The organism is Streptomyces sp. NPDC052496 (genome assembly GCF_040679095.1).
Classification (GTDB): Bacteria; Actinomycetota; Actinomycetes; order Streptomycetales; family Streptomycetaceae; genus Streptomyces.
Window position 1 is genome coordinate 254,636 of the sequence record NZ_JBFAUH010000004.1, and the last position, 23,225, is coordinate 277,860.

General features: G+C 70.6%; 19 protein-coding genes and 1 pseudogene. 17 read left to right on the plus strand and 3 right to left on the minus strand.

Annotated features, from left to right (window positions below; genetic code table 11):
* Positions 1-7: 7 nt before the first annotated feature.
* Positions 8-1,450 carry a GAF domain-containing SpoIIE family protein phosphatase gene (locus AB0L45_RS08320; RefSeq protein ID WP_078659546.1) on the plus strand — a complete coding sequence of 481 codons (1,443 nt, stop codon included), beginning with the start codon at positions 8-10 and terminating at the stop codon, positions 1,448-1,450.
* A gap of 97 nt (positions 1,451-1,547) precedes the next feature.
* The gene (locus AB0L45_RS08325) at positions 1,548-1,715 is read left to right on the plus strand and encodes a CsbD family protein (protein ID WP_234339623.1); all 168 of its coding nucleotides are present in this window, start codon (positions 1,548-1,550) and stop codon (positions 1,713-1,715) included.
* Positions 1,716-1,987: 272 nt separating this feature from the next.
* Here the strand turns inward: AB0L45_RS08325 and AB0L45_RS08330 are convergent, their stop codons facing one another.
* Both AB0L45_RS08330 and AB0L45_RS08335 read right to left on the minus strand, forming a co-directional pair.
* Entirely contained in the window at positions 1,988-3,244 is a 1,257-nt protein-coding gene (locus tag AB0L45_RS08330) for a cytochrome P450 (protein ID WP_033035405.1), read from the minus strand.
* A gap of 158 nt (positions 3,245-3,402) precedes the next feature.
* Positions 3,403-4,578: a cytochrome P450 gene (locus tag AB0L45_RS08335; RefSeq protein ID WP_078659544.1), complete on the minus strand. Its 1,176-nt coding sequence runs from the start codon at positions 4,576-4,578 to the stop codon at positions 3,403-3,405.
* Between the two features lie 538 nt (positions 4,579-5,116).
* Here AB0L45_RS08335 and AB0L45_RS08340 point away from each other — a divergent pair.
* The 12 genes and pseudogenes from AB0L45_RS08340 to AB0L45_RS08395 all read left to right on the plus strand — a co-directional run.
* The gene (locus tag AB0L45_RS08340) at positions 5,117-5,905 is read left to right on the plus strand and encodes a cupin domain-containing protein (protein ID WP_078659543.1); all 789 of its coding nucleotides are present in this window, start codon (positions 5,117-5,119) and stop codon (positions 5,903-5,905) included.
* An 89-nt stretch (positions 5,906-5,994) separates the two neighbouring features.
* Positions 5,995-6,546, plus strand: a complete 552-nt coding sequence (locus AB0L45_RS08345; RefSeq protein WP_033035381.1) for a DJ-1/PfpI family protein — start codon at positions 5,995-5,997, stop codon at positions 6,544-6,546.
* Positions 6,546-7,337: an HAD family hydrolase gene (locus tag AB0L45_RS08350; protein ID WP_234339622.1), complete on the plus strand. Its 792-nt coding sequence runs from the start codon at positions 6,546-6,548 to the stop codon at positions 7,335-7,337. The genes AB0L45_RS08345 and AB0L45_RS08350 overlap by 1 nt, the downstream gene beginning before the upstream one ends.
* A 258-nt stretch (positions 7,338-7,595) precedes the next feature.
* Positions 7,596-8,801: an MFS transporter gene (locus tag AB0L45_RS08355; protein ID WP_365837379.1), complete on the plus strand. Its 1,206-nt coding sequence runs from the start codon at positions 7,596-7,598 to the stop codon at positions 8,799-8,801.
* Entirely contained in the window at positions 8,798-9,574 is a 777-nt protein-coding gene (locus AB0L45_RS08360; protein ID WP_365837381.1) for a type 1 glutamine amidotransferase domain-containing protein, read from the plus strand. Before AB0L45_RS08355 ends, AB0L45_RS08360 begins: the two co-directional genes overlap by 4 nt.
* 114 nt (positions 9,575-9,688) lie before the next feature.
* The gene (locus AB0L45_RS08365; protein WP_033035380.1) at positions 9,689-10,366 is read left to right on the plus strand and encodes a type 1 glutamine amidotransferase domain-containing protein; all 678 of its coding nucleotides are present in this window, start codon (positions 9,689-9,691) and stop codon (positions 10,364-10,366) included.
* 299 nt (positions 10,367-10,665) lie between these two features.
* Positions 10,666-11,571: a LysR family transcriptional regulator gene (locus tag AB0L45_RS08370; RefSeq protein ID WP_365837383.1), complete on the plus strand. Its 906-nt coding sequence runs from the start codon at positions 10,666-10,668 to the stop codon at positions 11,569-11,571.
* Positions 11,572-12,358: 787 nt separating this feature from the next.
* On the plus strand, positions 12,359-14,110 hold the full coding sequence (locus AB0L45_RS08375; RefSeq protein WP_365837385.1) for an alpha/beta fold hydrolase: 1,752 nt from the start codon (positions 12,359-12,361) through the stop codon (positions 14,108-14,110).
* Between the two features lie 896 nt (positions 14,111-15,006).
* Positions 15,007-15,330 carry an STAS domain-containing protein gene (locus AB0L45_RS08380; RefSeq protein ID WP_234339621.1) on the plus strand — a complete coding sequence of 108 codons (324 nt, stop codon included), beginning with the start codon at positions 15,007-15,009 and terminating at the stop codon, positions 15,328-15,330.
* A 1,356-nt stretch (positions 15,331-16,686) separates the two neighbouring features.
* Complete coding sequence (locus tag AB0L45_RS08385) at positions 16,687-17,838, plus strand: ferredoxin reductase (RefSeq protein ID WP_365837387.1); 1,152 nt, start codon at positions 16,687-16,689, stop codon at positions 17,836-17,838.
* Between the two features lie 20 nt (positions 17,839-17,858).
* Positions 17,859-18,947: an acyl-CoA desaturase gene (locus tag AB0L45_RS08390; protein WP_125048473.1), complete on the plus strand. Its 1,089-nt coding sequence runs from the start codon at positions 17,859-17,861 to the stop codon at positions 18,945-18,947.
* Between the two features lie 182 nt (positions 18,948-19,129).
* Positions 19,130-19,525 (plus strand): annotated as a pseudogene (locus AB0L45_RS08395) (DUF5994 family protein); the annotation flags it as partial.
* 218 nt (positions 19,526-19,743) lie between these two features.
* On the opposite strand, the gene AB0L45_RS08400 reads toward AB0L45_RS08395, so the two are convergent.
* Complete coding sequence (locus AB0L45_RS08400) at positions 19,744-20,946, minus strand: IS110 family transposase (protein WP_365837389.1); 1,203 nt, start codon at positions 20,944-20,946, stop codon at positions 19,744-19,746.
* A 323-nt stretch (positions 20,947-21,269) separates the two neighbouring features.
* Here AB0L45_RS08400 and AB0L45_RS08405 point away from each other — a divergent pair, with 323 nt between their 5' ends.
* The 3 genes from AB0L45_RS08405 (at position 21,270) to AB0L45_RS08415 (ending at position 23,115) form a co-directional block, all read left to right on the plus strand.
* On the plus strand, positions 21,270-21,548 hold the full coding sequence (locus tag AB0L45_RS08405) for a hypothetical protein (RefSeq protein ID WP_234339626.1): 279 nt from the start codon (positions 21,270-21,272) through the stop codon (positions 21,546-21,548).
* Positions 21,545-22,012, plus strand: a complete 468-nt coding sequence (locus AB0L45_RS08410; RefSeq protein ID WP_063749331.1) for a DUF5994 family protein — start codon at positions 21,545-21,547, stop codon at positions 22,010-22,012. Before AB0L45_RS08405 ends, AB0L45_RS08410 begins: the two co-directional genes overlap by 4 nt.
* A 101-nt stretch (positions 22,013-22,113) precedes the next feature.
* Positions 22,114-23,115 carry an acyl-CoA desaturase gene (locus AB0L45_RS08415; protein ID WP_365837391.1) on the plus strand — a complete coding sequence of 334 codons (1,002 nt, stop codon included), beginning with the start codon at positions 22,114-22,116 and terminating at the stop codon, positions 23,113-23,115.
* Positions 23,116-23,225: the final 110 nt, after the last annotated feature.

Genomic DNA, 23,225 nt, shown 5'->3' on the forward strand with positions numbered 1-23,225 from the left:
TGGGCGCATGCCGGTCGGCGAACAGGACGGGGGGCCCGGAGCCGTCTCCGAGGGCAGCCGGGAACGGGAAGCGCGGCGTATCGCGGCGGTACGCCGTTACGACATCCTGGGGATCCCGCCGGACGGGGCGTTCGACCGGATCGCCGCGCTGGCCGGACGGCTCTTCGACGTCCCGATGGCGACGGTGACGATCGTCGACTCCGACCGGGTCTGGTTCAAGGCTGCCTACGGGCTGGAAGGCGCTGCCCAGACCGGCCGGGAGGCCAGTCTGAGCACCTCGGCGATCCTCTCCGACACTCCCCTGGTCATCCCCGACACCCGTCACGATGCCCTGACCCGCGCACACCCGATGGTGGCCGGCCCTGCCGGTATCCGCTTTTATGCCGCCGCACCGATCACCACTCCCGACGGCCACCGGCTCGGCGCCGTCGACGTCCTGGACACCCGGCCCCACCGGATCGGGCCCGAGCAGTCCGCCGCGCTGACCGACCTGGCCACGCTGGTCATGGACCAACTGGAACTGCGGCTGTCCGCGCTGCGCTTGCTGCGCAGGGAACGCGAACTGCTGGAGGTCGCACGCGCGGCACGCGACCGGGCCGAGCAGGACCGGGCCCGGACCGCCGCATTCGCCGCGGCCCTGCAGAGTTCCCTGCTGCCACCGGTCCTCCCCCATGTGCCGGGCCTCCAGGCAGCCTGCCACTACACGACTGCCTCCCTCCACGACATCGGCGGCGACTTCTACGACATCTTCCCCCTCGGCGCCGACCGGTGGGCCTTCTGCCTCGGTGACGTGAGCGGCAGAGGTGCGACGGCGGCCGCGCTCACCTCCATGATCCGCCACACCCTTCGCTCCACGGCACTCCTGGAGCCCGACCCTCGCACCGTTCTGGAGACGCTCAACACGGCCCTGCTGGCAGACCCGGCCGCCGACGTCCGCCTGTGCACCCTGATCCTCGGCACCTTGGCTCCCCACCCCGCGGGCGGCTTCACCATCACCCTGACCGGAGGCGGCCACCCTCCCGCATACCACCTGCGTCCGGCCCGCCAGGGGCTACGCCCCCGCGCCGAACCGGTGCAGTTGCCCGGCGGCATGCTCCTCGGTGCCCTCGCCGACGCCCCGACCGCCTCCCGCACGTTGCACCTGGCACCGGGCGAGGCGCTTGTGCTGCACAGCGATGGCCTCACCGCCTCACGCACCTCACACGGCGCCCGATTCGACGAGGAAAGCCTGGCCGCACACCTCACCCACCACGCAGCCACGAGCACCGCACCCCGCGCAGCCGCCGTCATCGACGACCTCACCGCCCTGCTGGCGACATTCCCCGTCGGCCCGGCCGACGACGTGGCCCTCCTCGCGCTCAGTGCCACCCTCCTGGAAGCCGACGGCACCCCCGTCGGCGCGTCGGGCACCACCCACACCAGCAGCCCCCGTCCACAACAGCACGCATGATCTCGCCACCGAACGAGGCCGCGGACCACCTTCCGCAACACCCAACCCGCCCCCGAAGCGACAGCCGCCACACCACGAGACGAGGACCACCATGAACATGGGACAAGCCATCAGGAACACAGCACAGACAGCCAAAGGCAGGATCAAGGAAACCCTCGGCCGAACCACCCACAACGGGCAGACTCAGCGCGAAGGCAGGACGGACCGCTCGATGGGTCACCTGAAGCAGGCCGCCGCCAAGGCCAGGAAGGCATTCAAGCGCTGACGGCGCGCACCTGCCGCGGATCCGGCCCGTCCGGCCTCTGACACCGCGACCCCGGTGGCGCGGGACCGGACGGGCCCATGCCACCGGGCCCGACAGGCGCCGTCGGAGACGCTGATGAGAGGTCCGGCCACCGCCTGGCCCGGTGCAACGACCGGCCGCTCACGGGCGGCAGATCTGCATGACGTGGATGCGCTCACGACGCCAACGCCAAGGCCGCCACACACGACATGCCTCGGGACGTGCCCCGGCCGGCCGGTCCGCGCGTTCTGGCGTCACCGGCCCGGGTCTTCCGTACCGCCGGGTTGCGCCAGGGTGAGGCGGCCGTGGAAATGCTGGGGCACGGGGGCGAAGCGGCAGGCCATGGTGACGGTGCTGGCATCCGGCACGGTGAGGCGGTAGCGGGTGCACATCAGGTGGCACAGGGCCATCAGCTGGGTGGTGGCGATGTCGGCGCCGATGCATTTCTTCGGGGCCCAGCCGAACGGCACGTAGTGCGTTCGATCGGCCGGTCCGTGCGGTGCGCCGGGCAGGAAGCGGTCGGGGTCGAAGGTGTCGGGCCGCTGCCAGCAGCGGGGATCACGGTGGATCATGTGCGGGCTGACCAGATAACCGCATCCCGTCTCCAGCCGGGTGGTGGCGAGGTCGAACGTGGCCCGTGCCCGCCGCATGAGCAGCAGGGGCGGGCTCCACATGCGCAGGACTTCTTTGACGAAGCGGTGGGTGAGCGGTGCCGCCTTCGACGGTGCTGCGCAGAATGCAGCCGTATCGACGGTGCGCAGTTCGCCGGCGAGGCGTCGTGCCCAGTGCGGGTTGCGGACGAGTTCGTAGAGCACGCTGGCGGCCGCGGAACCGGGCGGGCCGCCGATGGCGGTGAGCACGGTGGTGACCACGTCCAGGGCGCGGTCCATGCCGAGTTCGGGGAGCAGGTCGACGATGGGGTCGGTGAGGTCCGGCCGGCGGGGGCGGCGTCCTGCGGCGCGTTCACGCAGGACACGCCGTACGACGAGGCCGGCCCGGACCTGGACGGCGGCGAAGTGGGCGTGGTGGCGCAGCCCGCGTTCGGGAGAGCGGTCGATCAGGCGCAGCAGTTTCTGATTGAGGTCCTGGACGATCCGGGCGGTCTCTCGTGGGGTGAGGCCGGTCAGGGCGATGGGCAGCATCGCCTGCACGGCGGTGTCCTGGGCCAGCAGAACGAGGTCGACGTCGTCGCCGAGCCGGGAGTCGATGAGCTGCCGCATCCGCGTGACCATGGCGGTGTGGTGTGCTTCGGTGGCCAGGGTGTGCAGTTGGGTGAGCCAGGCGGTGCGGATGCGCTTCCACGATACCGGCGCGCTGTGGCGCCGCCGGAGGGTGTCCAGGAAGCGGTCGTGCATCATCAGGCCGTCCCAGTTCGCCCGGCTGACCAGCTGGGCCGCGCTCGGCTCGAAGACGGCGAGCGGCCCGTCCTCCAGCCAGAAGACACCGCCTTCGGCCGCGCTGCGCAGCCGCAGGCCGTGCAGGAAGTCGTCGCCATGGTCGGGTGTGGTCACGGGCACGGCCTCTCGCGGTGCGGGTGAAAGCCGTCGGGGCGGCTTTCACCCACGTTCCGGTCAGATGTGGTGGTAGAGGTACCAGAAGTGGTACGTGCTGTAGCCGGAGCGGATGTTCAGGGCCGACTTGGCCGAGCGGAAGAGCTTCCTCATGTCGTTCACCTCCTCCCCGGGGCGACGCGGTCGCGCAGCTCCGCGAGGAAAGGCGGCGGAGCCAGCGCAGGACCCGGACGGGGGCCGTCGCCGCCCGCGGTGACCGACAGGCGCCAGTCGCGGGTGATGATGCCGATCAGGTCTGCCAGGAGTCTCATCGTCACGGCGGCTCCGGTGCAGGCGTGCGGCCCGGCCCCGAACGGCAGGAACGCCGGATCGGGCCCGGCGGCCGCCCAGCGGCGCGGTGCGAACTCGTGCGGGTGCTCCCAGTGGTGCGGGTGGCGGTGCACCAGGTACAGGCACACGTTCACCTCGTCGTGCGGCCCGGTGGGCACGCCGGCCAGGTGGTGCGCGCGGCTGGGCGTGCGGGCGAACAGCCAGGCCACCGGCCACAGCCGCAGCGCCTCCCGGACGATCCACACCGGTTCCTCCTCCCAGACGCGAGGGTGCCGGCCCGCGAGGTAGACCGACCAGCCGAGGGCGAAGCCGACCGAGCCGACCGTGGCGAACAACAACGAGAGGTAGACCTCGGCCACGTCGACGGGGTCCGCCGACCATCCGGCTCCGGCGACGGTCACACCGAGCAGATCGGCCGGCCCGCCCCGGCGGCTGCCCCGGCGTGCTTCGATCTCCTGAACCAGAGCCCCCATGGCCCGACGGCGAAACGCCCGGCGCGAGAAGGCCGGCTGCTGTTCCCGTGCACCGGCCAGCACGGCCCGGGCGATGACGTGCTGGAGGGTTTCGTGCAGTTCGGCGGGTGCGTCCGGGCGCAGCAGGATGTCTCGCAGATGCTCGCGGACCAGCAGGTTGCCCGCGTCGGGCCAGTAACTGGCGGGCACGAGCCGCTCGCCGACCAAACGCGGTAGGTCGGCTCTGCGCTCATCGAGGTGGCCGCGTATCAGGTCGCGTGCCGCATGGCCGATCTGGATCTGCGCGGGCCGGGGCCCGAAGACGCCGGTGCGGGTGTGAAAGAAGTCGGAGGTCTCCACGAACGTGCCGCGCCGGTTGCCCAGCACCTCGCGGGCGGCCGCCGGACCGGCCACGCACACCCGGCCCGCGGTCGAGCGCCACACATCGTGGACGCCATCGAACTCCGCGGCCCAGAACGCCAGGGGATCACGCCGGTAGGAGACCGCGTCACGGCGCCGCCGGACGCCCCCTTCGCGTGCCGACCACGCCATGGCTCCCCCTTGAGGACGGTCGGGTTCTCGGGTGTCTCGGCCCACGCGGACAAGGCGGGTCCGGCTTCCCCCGGGGCTACCCCGGCCGTCACTGCACAGCCTGCTCCGCCGCCGGCGGTCTGTCACCCCCTGCGGGCCCCGGCCGGACGCCGCCTGGGGACACCCGGACAACTGGGAAGAGGAGTTCCGACCGTCGCCGTGACGCACGACGCCGGACCATTGCGAGCCCCCTCGCCGGAGCCGGAGTGAGGCGCTCGAGGAGTCTGACCGTCATTCCGAAAACTGTTGGTCTTCTTTAGTCTGTTCTGCATACGAGGACCGGAGTGACACGGCGCGGACTTTTCGGCCATGAACTCCTGGCGACAGGTTGGCACCGAAAGCTCAAATCCCCATCAACAAGGAAACTTCATACCCCCCGCCAGAAGTTTCTATTTGATCCCCGCTGCGATCACTGCTTTGGTTGAGTTGCTGAGACCGCCGTCCGGTCCGTGCACGGACCATCGGCAATCGGCTACATGCAAACGGGGGAAAAGGAAAAATGGCGATCACGCCTACAACGACACAGGAACCGACCACGACCGACGACGGCCCGTCCCATCTCGTCCGTCTGGACACGGGACCGGCGGACATCGCCGAACTCAAGCGGCTGCTGCGACGCGGGGCCCGCGTCGGTAATGAGCAGTTCGACGAGGACTCACACCTCGACGAGGTGATCCCGAAGCCCTGGGGGTACGAGTACCGGGCCTACGTGGACGAGTTCTTCGACTTCTGGGCGCTGCACATCGACGCCCCGCACAGCACATCCGTCCATGTACACCCGCGTAAGCTCACGTACCTGCTCTGCCTGGGCGGTCGAGGCGTGACGGCCGGACTGGACGGCACGTCCGTACCGATCCGGCAGGGCAGCGTCGTGCGGATCGCGCCCGGGGCGTTCCACGGAACGCGGAATGCGGGAGACGAACCGCTGGAACTGATCGAGGTCGAGTCGCCGCGGAACAAGTTCGATCTGATGCGGCTCAAGGATGACTACAACCGGGCAGGGACAGCGTACGAGTCGGGCTCTCTCGATGCCCCGCAGCACCCGATGCGGAAGGTGCCGGCGTTTCCTCACACGCGGATGCGGGCACGGACCCCGGACGGGCGATTCCGGTTCGAACTGCGCACCGGAATGGACGTGTTCTACCGGCGGCGGGCGCAGGATCTGTTCCATGTCCCGCTCTGCGTATCCGGTGCCGTCTACTCGGACCTGGAGATTCTGACCGCCCACCGGCAAGACAGCCGGCGGCCGCACACCGAAATGCAGTATCTGTGCGTCAGCACCGCCTGACGGATCCGAACCGCCTGACGGAGCTGTGCGGTGGATCAGGCGGAGAGTCAGCAAACAGCGTCAACGAAAGATTCACGGGGGAAAAGGTCATGTCTCACAGTGCTGTCATCGTCACCGGCCAGGGGTTCCAGGACCACGACGTCGTCTTCACCTACTACCGCCTCCTCGAAGAGGGATGGCACGTCGACATCGCCACGAAGAACGGCGATGCGACCATCGGCAAGTACGGCGTCCCGCTCCCGATGGACAAGACGGCTCGGCCGCTGATCGCCTACGAGGACCTGGCGGTGGAGATGTACGACGCCGTGATTCTCACCGGCGGTCACGAGGCCCCGGACCGGGTGCGGCAGGTCCGCGGCGTACTGGACTTCGTGGCGGGGATGGCCGAGGCGGGCAAAGTGGTCGCCGGGCTGTGCCACGGGCCGTGGATCATGGTGAGCGCCGGGGTGCTGCGGGGCCGGAAAGCCTGCGCGTACATCGGACTGCGCGACGACGTGGTCAACGCGGGCGCGGAGGTGGTCGAGAGCGACGTCGTCGTGGACGGCAACATCATCACGTGCTCGTACTACGGCTACATGGGGACGTTCATGCGTGCCGTCTTCGAGACCGCGCAGAAGATCGCGGAGAAGGACGGTTCCTGATGGGCCGCCACGCCGGCGCCCGGGCCGACACCCGGGTCCCCGACCGGATCAGCGCCCACAAGGGCATGCTGGCGCTCGACTTCGACGGGGTCATCTGTGACGCCCTCGACGAATGCGCCCTCGTCACCTGGCTCGGGGAGCGTCCGCACGACCGGACGGTCGCCGGCCCCGGGCAGCTGGAGCGGCTGCCCGGGACGTTCACCGAGCGGTTCCGGAAGGTGCGGGACTACGCACGGCTGCTGGATCACTTCCTGGTGGCCCATCTGACCGAGGCCGGCAGCATCACGTCACAGGCGGACTTCGACCGGCTCTTCAGCTCGCTTCCGCGGGAGCGTGTAGCGCGGTTCACGACGGCGGCGTCCGAGGCCCGGGAGTGGTTCCGGGCGGTGGAGCCGGACTTCTGGCTCGGTCTGCACACCCTCTATCCCGGCGTGCCGGAGCTGCTCCGGCACGCCGGGGCGGTGGTGATCGTGACGGCGAAGGACGAATCCTCGGTGCGTTCCATCCTCAGGCGGAACGGCCTGGAATGGACCGTGGCCGAGGTCTACGGAGAGTGCGCCCACAAAGCAGCGGCCGTGCAGGACGCCTGCGCGCGACGGGGTGTGCCGCTGGACGCCGTGACGTTCGTGGACGACAACCTGCCCAACGTACGGAACGTAGCGGCGGTGGGCGTACGGGCCCGGTGGGCGCAGTGGGGCTACCAGACACCCGAACACCGGGCGGAAGCCGCACTGTCCGGGATCGAGGGGCTGGAGCTGGCCGGGCTCGCCGGCCTGTCGGCTGCCTTGTGAGCGTCCGCACCCCGACGGGGCAGTCTCCTCGCGGCCGGTGCGGCACGGGCAAGCGTGCATGCCGGTGCGCCCCGGCCTTCTCACCGGTACCGCACCGGACCGTTCACATGGCCCTCTTGTCGCGGGTGTGCACGAGACATCTGCCTGGCCTGTGGGGGCGCGGCAGGTACCCCGCCGCGCCCCGTTTCCTCTACGGCTCCCGGCCCCGGCACTTGTGACCTGACCACTCGACAGCCCGGCTCTTCCCGGAGGACGTGCATGCTCACCGTCACCGCCGCTCGCCCCACCCCCACTCACCGGCCACGGCCCGGGTTCTCCGTTCAGCTCACGCTGCTGGTGGCCATGGCCTTCGCCATCCCCGCACAGCTCTACCTCGCGATCCCGATCACCGGCCGCGTCCAGGCCGCCTACGGTATCGACGCCGCGTCCGCCGCCTGGACCGGCGCCGCGTTCTCCTTCGCCTATGCCCTCGGTTTCCTGGTCTTCGGCCCCTTGTCCGACCGGGTCGGGCGGCGCCCCGTACTCGCGAGCGGCGCCCTGGCGACGGCCGTGACCACCGCGCTGACTGCCGCCGCCCCGGACTTCGGCTGGTTCCTGACCTGCCGCGTCCTCCAAGGACTCGCAGCCGCGACCTTCGCGCCCGCCGCGCTCGCCTACGTGACCGAACGGGCGCCTGCCGCCCGACGGCCGGTCGCACTCTCTCTTCTCACGACCGGTTTGCTGGGGGCGGGCATCGCCGGACAGGTATTCGGCCAGCTGGTGGCGGAGTACGCCGACTGGCGAGCTGTGTTCTGGCCCGCGGCGGTCGTGTACGCGATGGCCGCCGTGGCCTTGTGGCGGCTGCTGGCACCAGGTGCGGCCGGCTCGGCGGCTTCGGTCCGCGAGGTCGCCGGGGCGGTGTCGGCGCTCCTGCGCACCAGAGGGCCGGCAGCGGTATTCGGATCCGCTCTGACCGTGTTCGCAAGCTTCGTCGCCTTCTACGCGGTTCTGGGCCGGGAGTTGCGAGAGGTGTCCGGATTCGACGCGAACCAGTTGCTGCTGGTTCAAGCCGTCGGGGCGGCCGGGCTGCTGGCGGGGCCACTGGTGAACCGGCGGTTCGGCGCCGAGGGGCCGCGCACGCTCGCTGTCGCCGGGTATCTGACGGCGGCCGCCGGACTGCTGCTGGCATTGGTGGCGCAAGCCACTGCCATGACAGGGGCGCTGGTCGGCGCCGGCGTGATTTTCGTGGCCGGGACCAGTCTGATCGTGCCGGGGCTCGTCGGGCTGCTGCACGAACTCGCGCCGAGGGCACGCGGGGCGGCGGGCGCGGTCAACACCTTCGCCCTGTTCGTCGGCGCCTCGGCCGGACAGCTCACCGCCGCGCAACTCGGCTACCGGCCCATGCTGGCCGTCCTCGTCATCGCCACGCTCATCGCCGCCCTCGCCGTGGCCGTCTTCACCCGGAGCCCGAAAGGCACACAATGAACGCAGCGAACGTCGCAAAACACGTACTGTTCGTGCTGACCAGCCATGCCGTCCTCGGCCGTACGGGCTCGCCCACCGGTTTCCACCTGGCCGAGACCGCCATTCCCTGGCAACGGCTGCGTGCCGACGGCCATACCGTGGACTTCGCCTCCGTACGGGGCGGCCGGCCGCCGGTCGTCGGCCACGATTCCGCCGACCCCGCACAGCGGGCGTTCCTGGCCGATCCGGACGGCGGCGGACGGCTCTCCCGAACGCTGCGGCCGGAGGAGGTGGAAGCGGGCGATTACGCAGGTGTGTTCTTCGTCGGCGGCCACGGGACGATGTGGGACTTCCGGGGGCACCCGGCACTGCACGCCATCGGTCGGCAGGTGTACGAGTCCGGTGGGGTCCTCGCGGCGATCTGCCACGGCCCGGCAGCATTCGTCGATCTGACCCTCTCGGACGGCAGCCGCCTGGTGAACGGCCGCGAACTGACCGCGTTCTCGCATGCGTCGGAGGCCATGCGCGGGCTGGCCGACGTCGTACCGTTCCCGCTGCAGACCACGTTGGAAGCTGCCGGTGCGAAATTCTCCGCCGCCCCCGACCGGTCGCCGCATGTGGTGGTCAGCGGGCGATTGGTCACCGGGCAGAACCCACAGTCGTCCGCCGGGCTCGGGGAGCGGATGGCCGAGTTGCTCTTGAGGCACCCGAGCGGCGGCCTTGACCAACACACAGACACTCTCGCCACACCCGGAATTTCCCGGGCCGAAAAACACTCATACGAATCCCTATAAGGGATATTGGCCACGCTATTGGCGGCAGGAACGCCCGGCGCCTAGATTCGATGAACACGGGAAAAACTTGCCCGGCAGCTCACTCACAACATCTCGCCAACCGGAGAGAACTCCATGCCGAAGAAAATTCTGTTCGCGCTCACCAGCCAGGGCGACCTCGGTGATACCGGCCGGAAGACCGGTTTCTACGTCCCTGAGGTGGCCCATCCCGCCGCTGTTTTCCGCAAGGCGGGCTACGACCTCGACTTCGTGTCCGTACAGGGCGGCGCCCCGCCGCAGGACGGTTTCGACCCCGAGGACAGGGTGCAGGCCGACTTCCTCGCCGACCCGGAGACCCGCACCGCCCTGTCCAGTACCGCCGCTCCGCGTGATCTGCAGGCTGCCGACTACGACGCCATCTTCTACGCGGGCGGCCACGGCGCCATGTGGGACCTGGCGGAGTCGGCAGAGCTGGCTGCGCTGGCCGCCGGAATCTATGAGCGGGGCGGCGTCGTCGCCGCCGTCTGCCACGGCCCGGCCGGACTGGTCAACGTCAAGCTCGGCGACGGCTCGTACCTGGTGGACGGCAAACAGGTCTCGACCTTCACCAACGAGGAGGAGGCCGCCGCCGGGATGACCGATGTGGTGCCCTACCTGCTGGAGAGCAAGCTCGCCGAACGCGGCGCGAAGGTCACCAAGACCGCGAACTTCGCCGAACACGCAGTCGCCGACCAGCGACTCGTCACCGGCCAGAACCCGGCTTCGGCCGTGCGGGTCGCCGAGCTGGTGATCGAGCAGGTGGAGGCCGCCTGACCTCGCCGCCCGTTGCCCCGCCGTCGTCACCGTGCCCCGTACCGAGGTGACCGCTTCTCGTGCTTCCAGGCACGAGAAGTAGTCCCGTATACGTATTTTCGTCGCCCTACGCACCGTCATCTCGTCCGCCGCCCCCGCGGTCGCTCCCTGTGCCGCACCATTGCCGCAGGACTCCCGACCGCCCCCGAAATGCCCGGCCCGGCGTCTTCACACACCACCCGGCGAAGCCACCCGGTCAGGCGCCGAGTCCGCTCCGGGGGAGCGAAGGCAACAGCAGGGCGAGCGCGGGAGCGCTGACTATGGTCGTTCAACTGAGCTGGCTCAGGACGTTCGTGACCGTCTACCGTCTCGGCTCCTTGACCAAGGCGGCTCAGCGTCTGGAGCTTTCGCAACCGACCGTCACCCACCAGATCCGCAATCTTGAGCGCACGTTCGGCAACGAGCTCTTCGAACGCGTTCCGCAGGGTGTCGTCCCCACCTGTGCCGCCGACTCCCTCATCCGCGACGTACAGGGTCCGGTCGACGCCCTCGGCATCGTGGTCGAACGTCACTTCGGCACCGGTCCCGGCGGCCGTCCGCTGTGCGTAGGCGGGCCGGTGGAGCTGATCAGCTCCCGTGTCGTACCAGCGGTCAGCGACCTCGTCGCAGACGGCCTGCGGATCAACTTCAGCTTCGGCCTTGCCGACGACCTCCTGGAGCGCCTGGCGAGCGGCCACTACGACCTCGTCCTGTCGACCGTCCGGCCCCGGCTGCGCGGAATCAGCGCCGTCACGCTGGTCGACGAGGAGTTCGCGATACTCGCCTCCCCCGAACTGGCCAGCGGCATCCCCACCGGACGGATCATGAAGGAGGGACCGGCGGCCGTCCTCGACAAATACCCGTTGATCGCCTACGCCGAGTCGCTTCCGATCATCCGCCGTTACTGGCTCACCGTCTTCGGGATACGCCCCACGTCGGCCCCCTCCCTCGTCATCCCGGACCTGCGCGGGGTACTGGCAGCAGTCAAGTCCTCCGCCGGAATCTCGGTGCTGCCCACCTACCTCGCAGCCGACGCTCTCCTTCGCGGCGAGGCCGTCAAGCTGCTGGAGCCCGAGATCCCGCCCATCAACACCTTCTACCTCGCCACCCGGGACGGAGGCATGTGCCACCCCGACCTGACCCTGCTCCACAGCCACCTTCTGATGAAGGCCCGGCTGTGGGTGTGACCGCCGGGCTGACACCATCGCGGCTCGTCGAGGAGTGGAACGGCCTCAGCGTGCACGAGTCCACCGAGGCACTGCTGACGAAGCCGAACGCAAGCGTCCCGGTCTCCCAGCCGGCCGGTGCGAGACAGCTGGTGCGCGGGCAGAACCCGACATATAGGCGGCACGTCCGCCCCTGACGGCAGGAGCCCGGGCAGACTTCAGTAGTTTCCTCGCTCCGCTTTGCGCGCCTTGCGGGGAGCGCCCAGCCGTACAGAACACCGGCGTCCCCGCTGCCGCCTGAGAGAGAATCTGCGAGGCCGCCCATCGAACCGGCTTCATCGAGCAGCTTCATTCCCGTCCCCGGGCGCACGGGGTCGAGCTTCTGGCGGCGACGCAGACCCGGCCGACCTGGACCACGATTTTCTGGCCGTGGTCGGTACCGATGGTCACGGCCGAGGTGCCAGGCCGAAGCTGATGCGACTGTTGTTCCGAAAGAGCACTTGACGGGCCCGTGATGTCCTCGGCAGACGGCCCACGGTACGGCTCGACGGGGTGAGAACCGGCCATGTAGTGCCTCATCTTGAGGCCCCATTGACGGCCGAATTCGGAAAGTACATCCTGATGCGACGGGACGACCGCTGCATGAAACGGCAATTCCCGCTCGGTTGGCATACCGCGAACGTGTCCGCCGGAATCGCTCCCCGCTGAACACTCGGCCGCTTGCCATTCTTCCACCTGGCAACCAGGTGAATGCGTACTGACGTCCGCATCCTGTCGCACATTCTTCCGGAAAAAGGAGCACTTTGCCATGACCGAGCGCACCATCTGGGCCCGACGGCTCTCAGAAGACCCGGCAGGGCTGCTGGCACTCAACGCCCCGCCCGGGGAGACCGGCCAGGTGCAGCCGACCGGTCAGGCGAGTACCTTGCAGGTCCCGCCCATGGCCGGCCTGTACATCGCACCCGAGGAAACCGATCTCCCCGTCGTCGCCCGCGCCCTGGAGACCGGCGACACCTCCGGTCTGCCTCCGGCCCTCGCCTCCGAGGTGGACGAGGCCCGCAGAGTGACCCGCTTCAGCAAGGTGCGGGTACCCGGAGCCGGAGGGGACGCGCTCGACGCCGTCCAGTGGATCCACGGCGACGGCACGCCGCGGCCGGCCATCATCATGCCCTCCCCGTGGGCGGACATGGGCTGGCTCGCGTACGCGGTCCAGGGCATGCGGTTCGCCACCAAGGGTTACGACGTGCTCGCCTACAGCGCCCGCGGGTTCGGCCAGTCCGAGGGTGAGGTGGAGGTGGCCGGCGAGGCCGACATCCAAGACGGCGTCGAGGCACTGAACTACTTCACCGGCGCCCTGGGGCAGGAGCCCACCAAGGTGGGTTTCCTCGGGGACTCCTACGGTTCCGGCATCAGCCAGATCGTCGCCGCACAGGACTCCCGGGTCGACGCCGTCGTGGCGATGAGCACCTGGGGCGACCTGGCCACAGCGTTCTACGAGAACCGCACCCGGCACCTGGCCTCCGTCGCCGCGCTGCTGGGCGCCGCCAAGAACGCCCGGCTCAGCAAGCGCACCCAGGAGATCTTCGACCTCGTTCTGGCCGGTGCGGACATCGACGACATCCTGCTGTGGGCCGAGGACCGCTCCCCCCTGACGCACATCGACGCCCTCAACGCGCGGCGGGTACCCATCCTGTTCGCGCAGGCATGGCACGAGACGCTCTTCCCGTCCAACCAGACACTGGAGATGTTCAACAGGCTCGAAGGACCCAAACGGCTGCTCTTCTCGGTCGGCGACCATTCAGGGCCGGAGATGTCCGGCATGATCGGCCTGCCCAACCGGATCTGGTCCGCCGCCAACCGGTGGTTCGACCACTTCCTCAGGGAAGAGGACAACGGCACCGGGAACGACAGCGAGGTCGTCAGCCAGATCATGTGGTCCCGTGCCCTGGAGACCCACCCGGACTGGGCCGCGGTCACCCAGGACACCCGGAAGCTGTACCTCTCCAGCCCCGCAGAGGGCGGCGGCGACGGGCACCTGACCGAAGCCGAGTCGGCCGGCTGGGAGCGGGCGTTCCAGGTCGGCACCCACACCCTGGCCGAGGTCGCCGACACCGTCATCTGGACCGGCTTGGCCGAGATGCTGGGCCGTCCCAAGGTCTACGCGACACCGGACATCCCCCGTTCCGACGCGCTTGTCTGGTCAGCACCGGCGACCTCCGAGCGCCTGCGCCTGCACGGCATCCCGAAGCTGCACCTGACCGTGACCAGCAGCACACGCGAGGCCACCTTCATCGCCTACCTGCTGGACGCGGGCGCCGACGGCAACGCGCACATCATCACCCACGCGCCGTTCACCGCGCCGGCCGCTACGATCGGCGGCTCCGGCACCGTCGACCTCGAACTCCAGGCCACCGGCTACGACATCCGCGCAGGGCGCCGCCTGATGCTGGTCATCGACAGCAAGGACGCGTTCTACAGCGACACCAACGAGGCACCGCACACCCTCACCATCAGCTCCCCCGACGGCGACGCCTCCTACCTCGAACTCCCCCTGGGCTGAGATCCTCCGCCGGTCCCGCCCGGGAGCGGCTGTACCCGGCGGGTCCGACTCCCCTTGGCGGCAGCGCCGGCGGGCAGCCGTACCGATGTCCGCTCCATGCCGGAACGGGCATCGGCTGCGTCCCTTGAACGGAGCGACAGGGCCCGGGCGGTCCGGTCAGGACGCCAGGCGTGGGAATGATTGACACCGCGGAAGACGAAGTCGGTGCCGTTCTTCTCGACGAACCGGCCGTCCGGCCGTTTTTCACATGGAAGCCGTTGGCGGCGTGCGCGTGGGGCTGGGTGTCCGCGGCCAGTCCGCGGCCGGGCGGCAGATCGCCTGAGCCGCGTTCCCAGTCATGACCCTCAAACCGACGCCGAGTTCGAAAAGTCGGCCGACCGAGGTGCGGTGTATCGCCGCCGCCTTTGCCCGACGGCGGCGACCGTGCACCACGGTCCGCCGGCCGACGGCGATGAACATGCCTTGACCGCGACGCTCGAAAACATGCGATCGAGGTACCGGGCGGGTAACCCCGCGCTGGGAGCGTAAACGCCGGACACAGGGTCAGTTCGGTTCCGGGAGCACGGGCCGGCCCGCGCCGCTCGATTCCTCCCGCTGCTGGTCCGCGCTTCCCGATGCGGAGCTCCGAGTCTCTGGTGGACATTGAGCGTAGAAAATCTCATGGCAAGTGGGCGGGGTGCCGCGGGGGGTGAGGGGGTATGCCAGCGGCACGGTAAGCGCGTCGGGCCGTGGGGCCGCGACACCTCTGGGGCCCGAAGCGTCCGCTCTGCGCGCGGAAGGCCCCGATTTCGTTGTCTCGACCTGCCCAGTATCACCTGCTCCCCTTGCCCGACGGTTCCTGGGAGACGATCAGCTGCCTGGCTTCCGTCATCCGGTGCCGCGCCGCAGTACCTACCGTGATCCTCGATGTGACGGCAGTGGAGCGTCTGACCATCGACGCCCTCGCGGTCCTGGTCCGCAAGGCGATGCGCCTGCACTCGGTCGGCGGCGAACTGCTGCTCGCGGGCCCCTGCCTCGCCGTACGCAAGGTCATCGAGCGCACCGGCACCGTGTCTCTGCTGCCCGTGTTCGCCGACGGTGCCGCCGCGGTGAACGCGCTGGCCGAAGACGGCCGCGCCTGGCGCCGGGCGGAGCTGACAGCCGGGCACAGCACCCTCTTCACCGATCCGCCGCCACCGTCGGATCCACCGCCACCGTCACTCGGACGTCCGCGGCCATGACCACGGCGGGGCGGAATCGCGACGATCCCGACCGGTGGCTGCGGCTTCGTTGTCCCACCAAGCGGCTCCCTCGGCCGGGAGAGAACGCAGAGGGACCGTGGCACGCTGTCGGGGTACGGGTGTGCGGCCGGAATCGCGGGAGGCGCTGACAGCGGCCTGTCACACCGGCGGCTCTGCTGCACGTCCGGTCCCGTCGTTGTGTACCAGTTGCGGCGGGCCGCGCTCCCACGGCGGCGAGCAGCCCTAGGGTGAGGGAGGAGCCCTCGGTCGTCGGTGCCGGGCCCGGGGGTACGTGCCGCAGATGAGCGAGCCTGCGGTGCACACTCACGAGACGCCGGACCCGCCTCTGCTCTCCCGGCGGCGGATCCGGATCGTTCCTCGGGCGTTCATGAGCCAGATCCTCACGCTACTGGCTGCCGATGAGGGAGTGTCACGTGAGACGGCGGGCGCGGCATACGCCGCACCGCACGGGGCACGCGGCCGTCGCCCGAAACGGCGGTCGCCGCCCGGCGTGCGGCCGAGACGGTGTACGCCGGGCCCGGGCGGCATCGACGGCCGGCGTCGGACCGACCGCACACGGGCCGGTCAGGACGGTACGGCAGGCGGTGGTCAGGGCGGCTGCCGGGTCGAGGTCGGCGGCGAAGCGGACGATGAGCCGTGCGACGGCCGGCCGGCCCCGGGGGCGCCGCAGGCTTCCCCCTGGTCTCACCGGCCCTTGTGCCGGACGCCGCGGCGCGTCGCGTCGGCCCGCTGGACCGGTTCACCCTCGCATCAGGACGTCGATGTTCCAGCTCCCGACGGCGCGTCGCTGCTGAGCGCACACTCCTGCCGGGCGCCCGGCCCGCACCGCCGGCTCCCGGCCCGGTGGTCCGCGTCCCTTCGAGCAGCCCCACAGTGACCGGCTCCCGACACGAACCGCAGGGCCATTTACGGACATCTTGTGCCCGGCGGCGGATCGGGCGCCCCGCGGACACAGGGTGCGACGACGTACCTGCCGCGTTGTGCCCGAACCGGCTGCCCGCGTTGCCGACCGGTCGCGCCGCCGGCATCGGGCGCACGAGTACCGGCTGTCGGAACCGGGACCCTGTCGAGCCGTCCCATCCCGACATGCCCGGTGCGCTCCGGTGTCAGGGCCCCCGTACCGGACGCGCGGTCCGTGGAGGTGACCCGTGGACGGCGGAGTCCACCACGGCCGCGAACAGGAGCCGGGGCCCCGTGCCCACTGGCGGGATTCCCTCCACGCGGCCGGGCGCCTGTGCTTGTCTGGCGGTGGTCACCGCCAGACAAGCATGTACATGTGTGCAACGTTCTGACTGCTCGCGTCACCGCACAGGGCACGAGAAGAGGAACCCGCAGATGTCTTGGTCCGCGCCTTCGCTCTTCACCGGTCGGTTCACCGACCGGATCCTGTCGGCCGCGGCCCTGCTGACCACCCCGCTGGCGCCGGACGATTACCTCGGTCTGATCGATCCGCTGCTGTCGGCGCGCCACCCGGCGGGCCGGGTCGTCGCCGTACGGCCGGAAGGACCCGGCGCCGCCACCCTGGTGATCAGGGCAGGCCGCGGCTGGGCGGGGCACCGGGCCGGACAGTACCTGCCCGTCGGTGTCGAACTGGACGGCGTGCGGCACTGGCGCACCTACTCGCTGACCTCCCCGCCCGGCGGGGCCGGTACGGCGCTGGCCATCACGGTCAAGGCGGACCGGCGGGGCCGGGTCTCCCCCCGTCTGGTCCACCACACCCCGCCCGGCACCGTGCTGCGGCTCGGCCCCGCCCAGGGCGAGTTCGTGCTCCCCGACCCGCCGCCATGCCGGATGCTGATGGTGTCAGCGGGCAGTGGCATCACACCGGTCATGGGAATGCTGCGTACGCTGGCGAAGCGTCGCCCCCGACGGCCCGGCCCCCCGGACGTCGTACTTCTGCACAGCGCTCCCACACAGCGGGAGGTCCTGTTCCGCGCCGAGCTGCGGGACATGGCAGCCCGGTTGCCGTGGTTCCGCTTCCATGAACGGCACACCCGCTCCCAGGCTTCCCACGCCTTTCCGGCGGGAAAGGCCCCGCCACCGGGCCGGCTGACCCCCACGGACATCACCGGCACCTGTCCGGACTGGCGGATTCGCGAGACCTGGGCCTGTGGACCACCCGGCCTGCTGGCCGCGATCGAGGAGCACTGGGCGGCAGCCGGCCTCACCGGACGGCTGCACACCGAGCGCTTCGCCCCCGCCCCGCCGCGCCCACCGGAGCCCGGCGCTCGTGGAGGCAGGGTCAGGTTCGCCAGAAGCGGCGTCGAGGCGGAGTCCGCCCCGGCCGTCCCACTGCTGGTGACCGGGGAGCAGGCCGGTGTGCCCATGCCGTACGGCTGCCGGCGCGGCATCTGCTTCGGCTGTCTCGTACCGCTGCTCCACGGCCGGGTGCGCGATCTGCGGACCGGCGAGGTGCACGGCGAGCCGGGGAAGCTGATCCAGAGCTGCGTGAACGCCGCGGCGAATCCGCTCGCCCTCGACATCTAGGCATGTGAAGGAGCCACACCATGGCGACCGCCGTCCCCGGCCTGACTCCCGACCGGATCGAGGCAATCGGACAGGAGCTGGACCGAATCCGCGCCGATGTCGTCACCGGCCGCGGCGCCTCCGACGCCCGCTACATCCACACCGTGGTCGCCGTGCAGCGCGCGCTGGAGGCAGGGGGCCGCGCCGCCCTCGCCGTCTCCCTGCTGCCGCCCGCCTGGTTCGCGGGCACCGGAATGCTGACCACCGCCAAGATCCTGGAGAACATGGAGCTGGGCCACAACATCCTGCATGGGCAGTGGGACTGGATGGGCGACCCGGCCATCCACTCCACGACCTGGGAATGGGACTTTCCCTCCCCCGCCGACGCCTGGAAGCACACCCACAACCACCTCCACCACACCTACACCAACGTGGTCGGACGCGACCGCGACCTCGGATACACCATCCTGCGCATGAGCGCGGATCAGCGCTGGCATCCGGCTCACCTCCTCCAGCCGCTCTACGCCGCCCTCCTCGCGCCGGTCTTCGAGTGGGGCATCGCGCTGTACGACCTGGAGACGGACGCCGTCATCTCCGGTCGCAAGAGCGTCCGCCGGCTCGTCACCGACACCGCGGGGCTGGCCCGCAAGGCCCTGCGGCAATTCACCAAGGACTACCTCCTGTTCCCCTTGCTCGCGGGTCCGTCCGCGGTGCCGTGCCTTCTCGGCAACCTCACCGCCAACACCCTGCGCAACATCTGGGCGCACACCATCATCTTCTGCGGCCACTTCCCCGGCGAAGTGCGCACCTTCACCGAAGAGGAGGTCGAAGGCGAGAGCCGGGGCGAGTGGTACCTCCGGCAGATCCGGGGCTCGGCGAACCTCCAAGGCAGCCCGCTCTTCCACGTCCTCAGCGGCAACCTCGGCCACCAGATCGAGCACCACCTCTTCCCCGACCTGCCCAGCAATCGCTACGCCGAGATCGCCCACCGGGTGCGCAAGACCTGCGAGGCGTACGGGATCCCGTACGTGACCGGCCCGCTGCGCAGGCAGTACGCCTCCACCTGGAGCCGCATCCTCCGTTACGCGCTCCCGGGTACGACAGCGACACGGCGTCCCGACGGCTCCTGACGCCCCGCCCGCGTGCTTTGCGGGCCGTCCTCCGCTCGGGCCGCGCGCCTCCCGGGCGCGGTAGGCTGGCACTACCGGGAGCATTCCGCACACCGGCTCAGATGCCGGTGTCGTTCCCGGAGAGCGACGACCCCAGGCAGCCGACCCCGCCCGTCGTGGTGCCTCTCAGGTGGGAGCGAGCCATGACGGTGCTCGCCGAACCGACGCCCCTCTCTTCCGCCCGGCGAACGGCTGGGCTTTCCCTGGTGCCGGCGAGCCGGTCGGGTGGCCCGCTGGACGGCGACCGGTGGCCCTGTTCCCGCGACTTGGGGCGTGAACTACCTGCTCTCACCGCGACACTGGACGCGCTGTGGGACCGGATCACCCACATCACGGTGAATCCCAGCCACCGGCCGGTGATTCCGCGCAAGACGCCCGTGCACGATCATGTGGTGCGGGTGGGCGCATTCAGGGACGAACAGGACCCGCACGAGCTGTTCCTCGCCTCGTACACCGTCGGGCGCTGGGATCGGCTGATCCTGGCGCCCGAAACCGCCCCCGGCCGTGCCGCCGCGCTGACGCACGCCGCGGCCGATCCGCACGACGTCCGTACCGCCCGCGACTGGGGGAGGCGACCAGGGCACCGACGGTCCCGGTTGCCCAGGGGACGACGGACAGCCTGCACACGCTGCCCGGAAGCCCGGCATCCGCCCGGGGGCCGCACGCTCAGCGCACCGCCACGCCCCCGACGGCGACCGTGACCGACCACCACCCGCGGCCGCCCCCGCGCCGCCCTCAAGGAGTCTCAATGTTGAAGTCAAGCCGCTTGCGTGGCCGGTGGAACGGAGGTGAAGACCCGTCCGTCACGCAGCAGCGCCCACAGCACCCCGGCTCGTCGGCGGGCCAGGGCGATGACGGCCTGAACGTGCTTGCAGCCCTCGCCGCGCTTCTTGAGGTAGAAGTCCCGGTTCGGTCCCTTGCGCATCATGCTGGTCTGCGCGGACATGTAGAACACCCTGCGCAGGCGGCGACTGTAGCGCTTGGGCCGGTGCAGGTTGCCGGTGCGCCGGCCCGAGTCACGCGGGACCGGTACGAGTCCGGCCGCCGAGGCCAGGTGGCCTGCGTCTGCGTAGGCCGACAGGTCGCCGGCCGCGACGGCGAACTCCGCCCCGAGTATCGGTCCCATGCCGGGCAGCGACTCGATGATCTCGGCCTGCGGGTGATCACGGAACGCCTCTCGGATCTGCTTGTCGATCCGCTTCAGACGATCATCCAGGGCCAGGATCTGCGTGGCCAGCTCGGCCACGATCTGCGCGGCGACGTCCTCGCCGGGCAGGGCGGCCTGCTGGGCTTGAGCAGCCTCCAGGGCGGTTGCCGCGACGGCGTCGGCGCCGCGGACGCTCCGGTTGGCCAGCCAGGCAGTCAGTCTTGCCCGGCCGCGGCGGCGGATGGCAGCCGGGGTCTGGTAGCCCGTCAGCAGGATCAACGCGCCTTTGTGCGAGCTGTAGTCGAAGGCACGCTCCAGGGCGGGGAAGACGCCAGTCAGCACATCGCGCAGACGGTTGATCATCCGCACCCGATCGGCCACGAGGTCCGTGCGGTGGGCAGTCAGCAGGGCCAGATCGGCAGCCAGCTGGGCGGGCACGTCGATGGTGGCGAAGTCCCTGCGGTGGCGGGCGGTCTCAGCGATCACGTAGGCGTCACGGGCGTCGGTCTTGGCCTCGCCCCGGTAGGCGCCGGACATGCGGTTGACCGTGCGGCCGGGCACGTAGACAGCCTGTTGGCCGTGCGCTGCGAGCAGGGCCAACAGCAAGGCGGAGGACGTGCCGCAGATGTCCACCGCCCAGGACACCTTGTCCGCCAGGTCCAGGATCTCGCCGAGCGCGGTCAGGATCGCCGACTCGTCGTTGTCGATCTTCTTCGACCACAGGGTCGCGCCGGTCTCGTCGACCACCGCCGCCCAGTGGTGGCTCTTGCCTGCGTCGATACCGGCCCAGACCCGGGCCCGTCGCTCGCTCACTCGCCCCTCCTCGCGTCGCACGGCACGCCGTCGGCCCGAGGAACACCCCGCTGTCATCTCCGTAATCAGCGACCGCACGAAGCGCGCACATCTCAATCAGCAGCCGGGGCGCCCCGGAGGACCGGGCGGCCACTCCTCGGAAGCCACTGATGGCAAGAACGCATAAGCCACACCCGGCCCTCCCGGGCCGCCTAACAACTTACGGAGAACGCATGACACACCGTCGCCCACTGAGCAACCGCCCCGAACGCGCCACCCCTCGCCCGGGGGCCACTACGGCGGCCGAGGAGTCGTCGCCGGCGCCCGGACACGCCGATGTCCGCATCGTGGCGGCGTCGCCCGAAGCGGCCCGGCTGGTCGCCCAGACGCTGCGCGACCGCTATGCCGCCACCGAGCAGCGCAGCTACCCCACCGACGGGCCCGACGGCGGTACCAGGCTCCACTTCACGGTCGACACCGCCCGCACCCCCGGTACCGAAGGAACGTCCCCGCCGTGGCCGGTCACCGGCCCGCCCCACCACGACGAACTCACGAACGCCGCCCCCCGGCGGCCCCTACCTCCCACACCCGGCGAACCATCTGGAGACAGGCGGACACGATGACCAGCACCGACGCGCCAACGGCCGCCGCATACCAGGCCGTTCCCCTCCGCCTGGCGCTGCTCCCGCAGGGGAACGGACCGCACCGGATCGACGGTGCGTGGTGGCCGCACACCCGCGATCTCGCCACCGAACTGCCAGCCCTGCTGGATGCGTTGACGCCGCGCTGGGGCCGTATCACGCGGGTCACCGTGGACGACGCCATGTGGAACGCCGGCCCCCGCCGTCTGGTGCTCGGCCGTCGGGTGATCCGCGTCAGCCGGTCCGGCGGAACGGGCCACCGGCACACCGTGTGCCTGCTCGCCCTCGGCACCGGCCGGTGCGACCTGCTCGTCGTGGCGCCCGGCACCCCACCGGGGCGGGCCGACCGCATGATGACCAGCGCGTCCCGCACGGACGGCGACACGGGGCCGCGGTTGCGTCATGGGCACCACGCCCCGCACGCGGCCCCGTCCCACAGCACCTGACGACCGGCAGGAGCCACGCCGCACCGCTCCGGCATCCCGCCTTTCACCGGCCCGAGCCCCCGGCCGCACCGGACCCCTGCGACCAGGCCGAGGAGCCAGGCATGACCACGACCACCGCACCCCAGGCATCATGCGAACGGCCCGGGAGCCCACCCGCCTATGACGGGACCTCCCCCTTCCCGTGCCCCGGGCATCCCGCTGCCCGTACCGGCGCCCAGCGCCTCCAGTTGGTCCTGGCCGGGACCATCGTGGCGTTTCCCCTGTTGGCCGTGGTCCTGGCCGGGTGGGGGCTGTGGGGGCGCCTGCTCGCCCCGGCCGACATCGTCATCGCCCTCGTCTTCTACGTCGTCACCGGACTGGGCGTGACCGCCGGGTTCCACCGGGGCCTGACCCACCGCAGCTTCACCGCCGCCCGGCCGCTGCGCCTGGCTCTGGGGGTGGCCGGCTCGATGAGCTTCCAGGGGGATGTGATCGGCTGGGTCGCCACCCACCGGCGCCACCACGCCTTCACCGACCGCCCCGGTGACCCCCACTCACCGTTCCGCTACGGCACCAGCCTGCGCGGACAGCTCCGCGGCCTGGCCCACGCCCACGCCGGATGGCTCTTCCACCGCGAAACCAGCCTCCCGGCCCCTGCCGAACGCTACGCTCCCGACCTGCTCGCCGACCGCGGGCTGCGCGCCGTCTCCCGCGCCTTCCCCGCCCTGTGCGCCCTCAGCCTCGCCCTGCCCTTCGCCATCGGCTGGGGCGTCGGCGGCACCCTGCACGACGCGCTGACGGCACTGCTGTGGGCCGGCCTGGTACGCGTCGCCCTGCTCCAGCACGTGACATGGAGCGTGAACTCGCTGTGCCACATGGCCGGCAGGCGCCCCTTCCGCACCCGCCGTCACGACCGCGCCACCAACCTGTGGCCGCTGGCCCTGCTCTCCTTCGGTGAAAGCTGGCACAACCTCCACCACGCCGACCCCACCTGCGCCCGCCACGGCGTCGACCGCGGCCAGCTCGACCCCACCGCCGCCGTCATCCGCCTCTTCGAACTCCTCGGCTGGGCCACCGACATCCGCTGGCCCAGCCCCGCCCGCCTCGACCACTACCGCAAGTGACCCGACCGGAATGCTGAGTGGTCCCGCACCTCGCGTGGGCTGAACGGCACGGTGGCGTGGTATGCGTGGTGGGGGCCCTCGCGGCCCTCGCGTGCAACTTTCAGCTCGGG

What these genes read in the sequence shown, in the direction of transcription:
- AB0L45_RS08320 (WP_078659546.1), top strand. Translation starts at nt 8, where the DNA reads ATGCCGGTCGGCGAACAGGACGGGGGGCCCGGAGCCGTCTCCGAGGGC.
- AB0L45_RS08325 (WP_234339623.1), top strand. Translation starts at nt 1,548, where the DNA reads ATGGGACAAGCCATCAGGAACACAGCACAGACAGCCAAAGGCAGGATC.
- AB0L45_RS08335 (WP_078659544.1), bottom strand. Translation starts at nt 4,578, where the DNA reads ATGGCGTGGTCGGCACGCGAAGGGGGCGTCCGGCGGCGCCGTGACGCG.
- AB0L45_RS08340 (WP_078659543.1), top strand. Translation starts at nt 5,117, where the DNA reads ATGGCGATCACGCCTACAACGACACAGGAACCGACCACGACCGACGAC.
- AB0L45_RS08345 (WP_033035381.1), top strand. Translation starts at nt 5,995, where the DNA reads ATGTCTCACAGTGCTGTCATCGTCACCGGCCAGGGGTTCCAGGACCAC.
- AB0L45_RS08350 (WP_234339622.1), top strand. Translation starts at nt 6,546, where the DNA reads ATGGGCCGCCACGCCGGCGCCCGGGCCGACACCCGGGTCCCCGACCGG.
- AB0L45_RS08355 (WP_365837379.1), top strand. Translation starts at nt 7,596, where the DNA reads ATGCTCACCGTCACCGCCGCTCGCCCCACCCCCACTCACCGGCCACGG.
- AB0L45_RS08360 (WP_365837381.1), top strand. Translation starts at nt 8,798, where the DNA reads ATGAACGCAGCGAACGTCGCAAAACACGTACTGTTCGTGCTGACCAGC.
- AB0L45_RS08365 (WP_033035380.1), top strand. Translation starts at nt 9,689, where the DNA reads ATGCCGAAGAAAATTCTGTTCGCGCTCACCAGCCAGGGCGACCTCGGT.
- AB0L45_RS08370 (WP_365837383.1), top strand. Translation starts at nt 10,666, where the DNA reads ATGGTCGTTCAACTGAGCTGGCTCAGGACGTTCGTGACCGTCTACCGT.
- AB0L45_RS08375 (WP_365837385.1), top strand. Translation starts at nt 12,359, where the DNA reads ATGACCGAGCGCACCATCTGGGCCCGACGGCTCTCAGAAGACCCGGCA.
- AB0L45_RS08385 (WP_365837387.1), top strand. Translation starts at nt 16,687, where the DNA reads ATGTCTTGGTCCGCGCCTTCGCTCTTCACCGGTCGGTTCACCGACCGG.
- AB0L45_RS08390 (WP_125048473.1), top strand. Translation starts at nt 17,859, where the DNA reads ATGGCGACCGCCGTCCCCGGCCTGACTCCCGACCGGATCGAGGCAATC.
- AB0L45_RS08410 (WP_063749331.1), top strand. Translation starts at nt 21,545, where the DNA reads ATGACCAGCACCGACGCGCCAACGGCCGCCGCATACCAGGCCGTTCCC.
- AB0L45_RS08415 (WP_365837391.1), top strand. Translation starts at nt 22,114, where the DNA reads ATGACCACGACCACCGCACCCCAGGCATCATGCGAACGGCCCGGGAGC.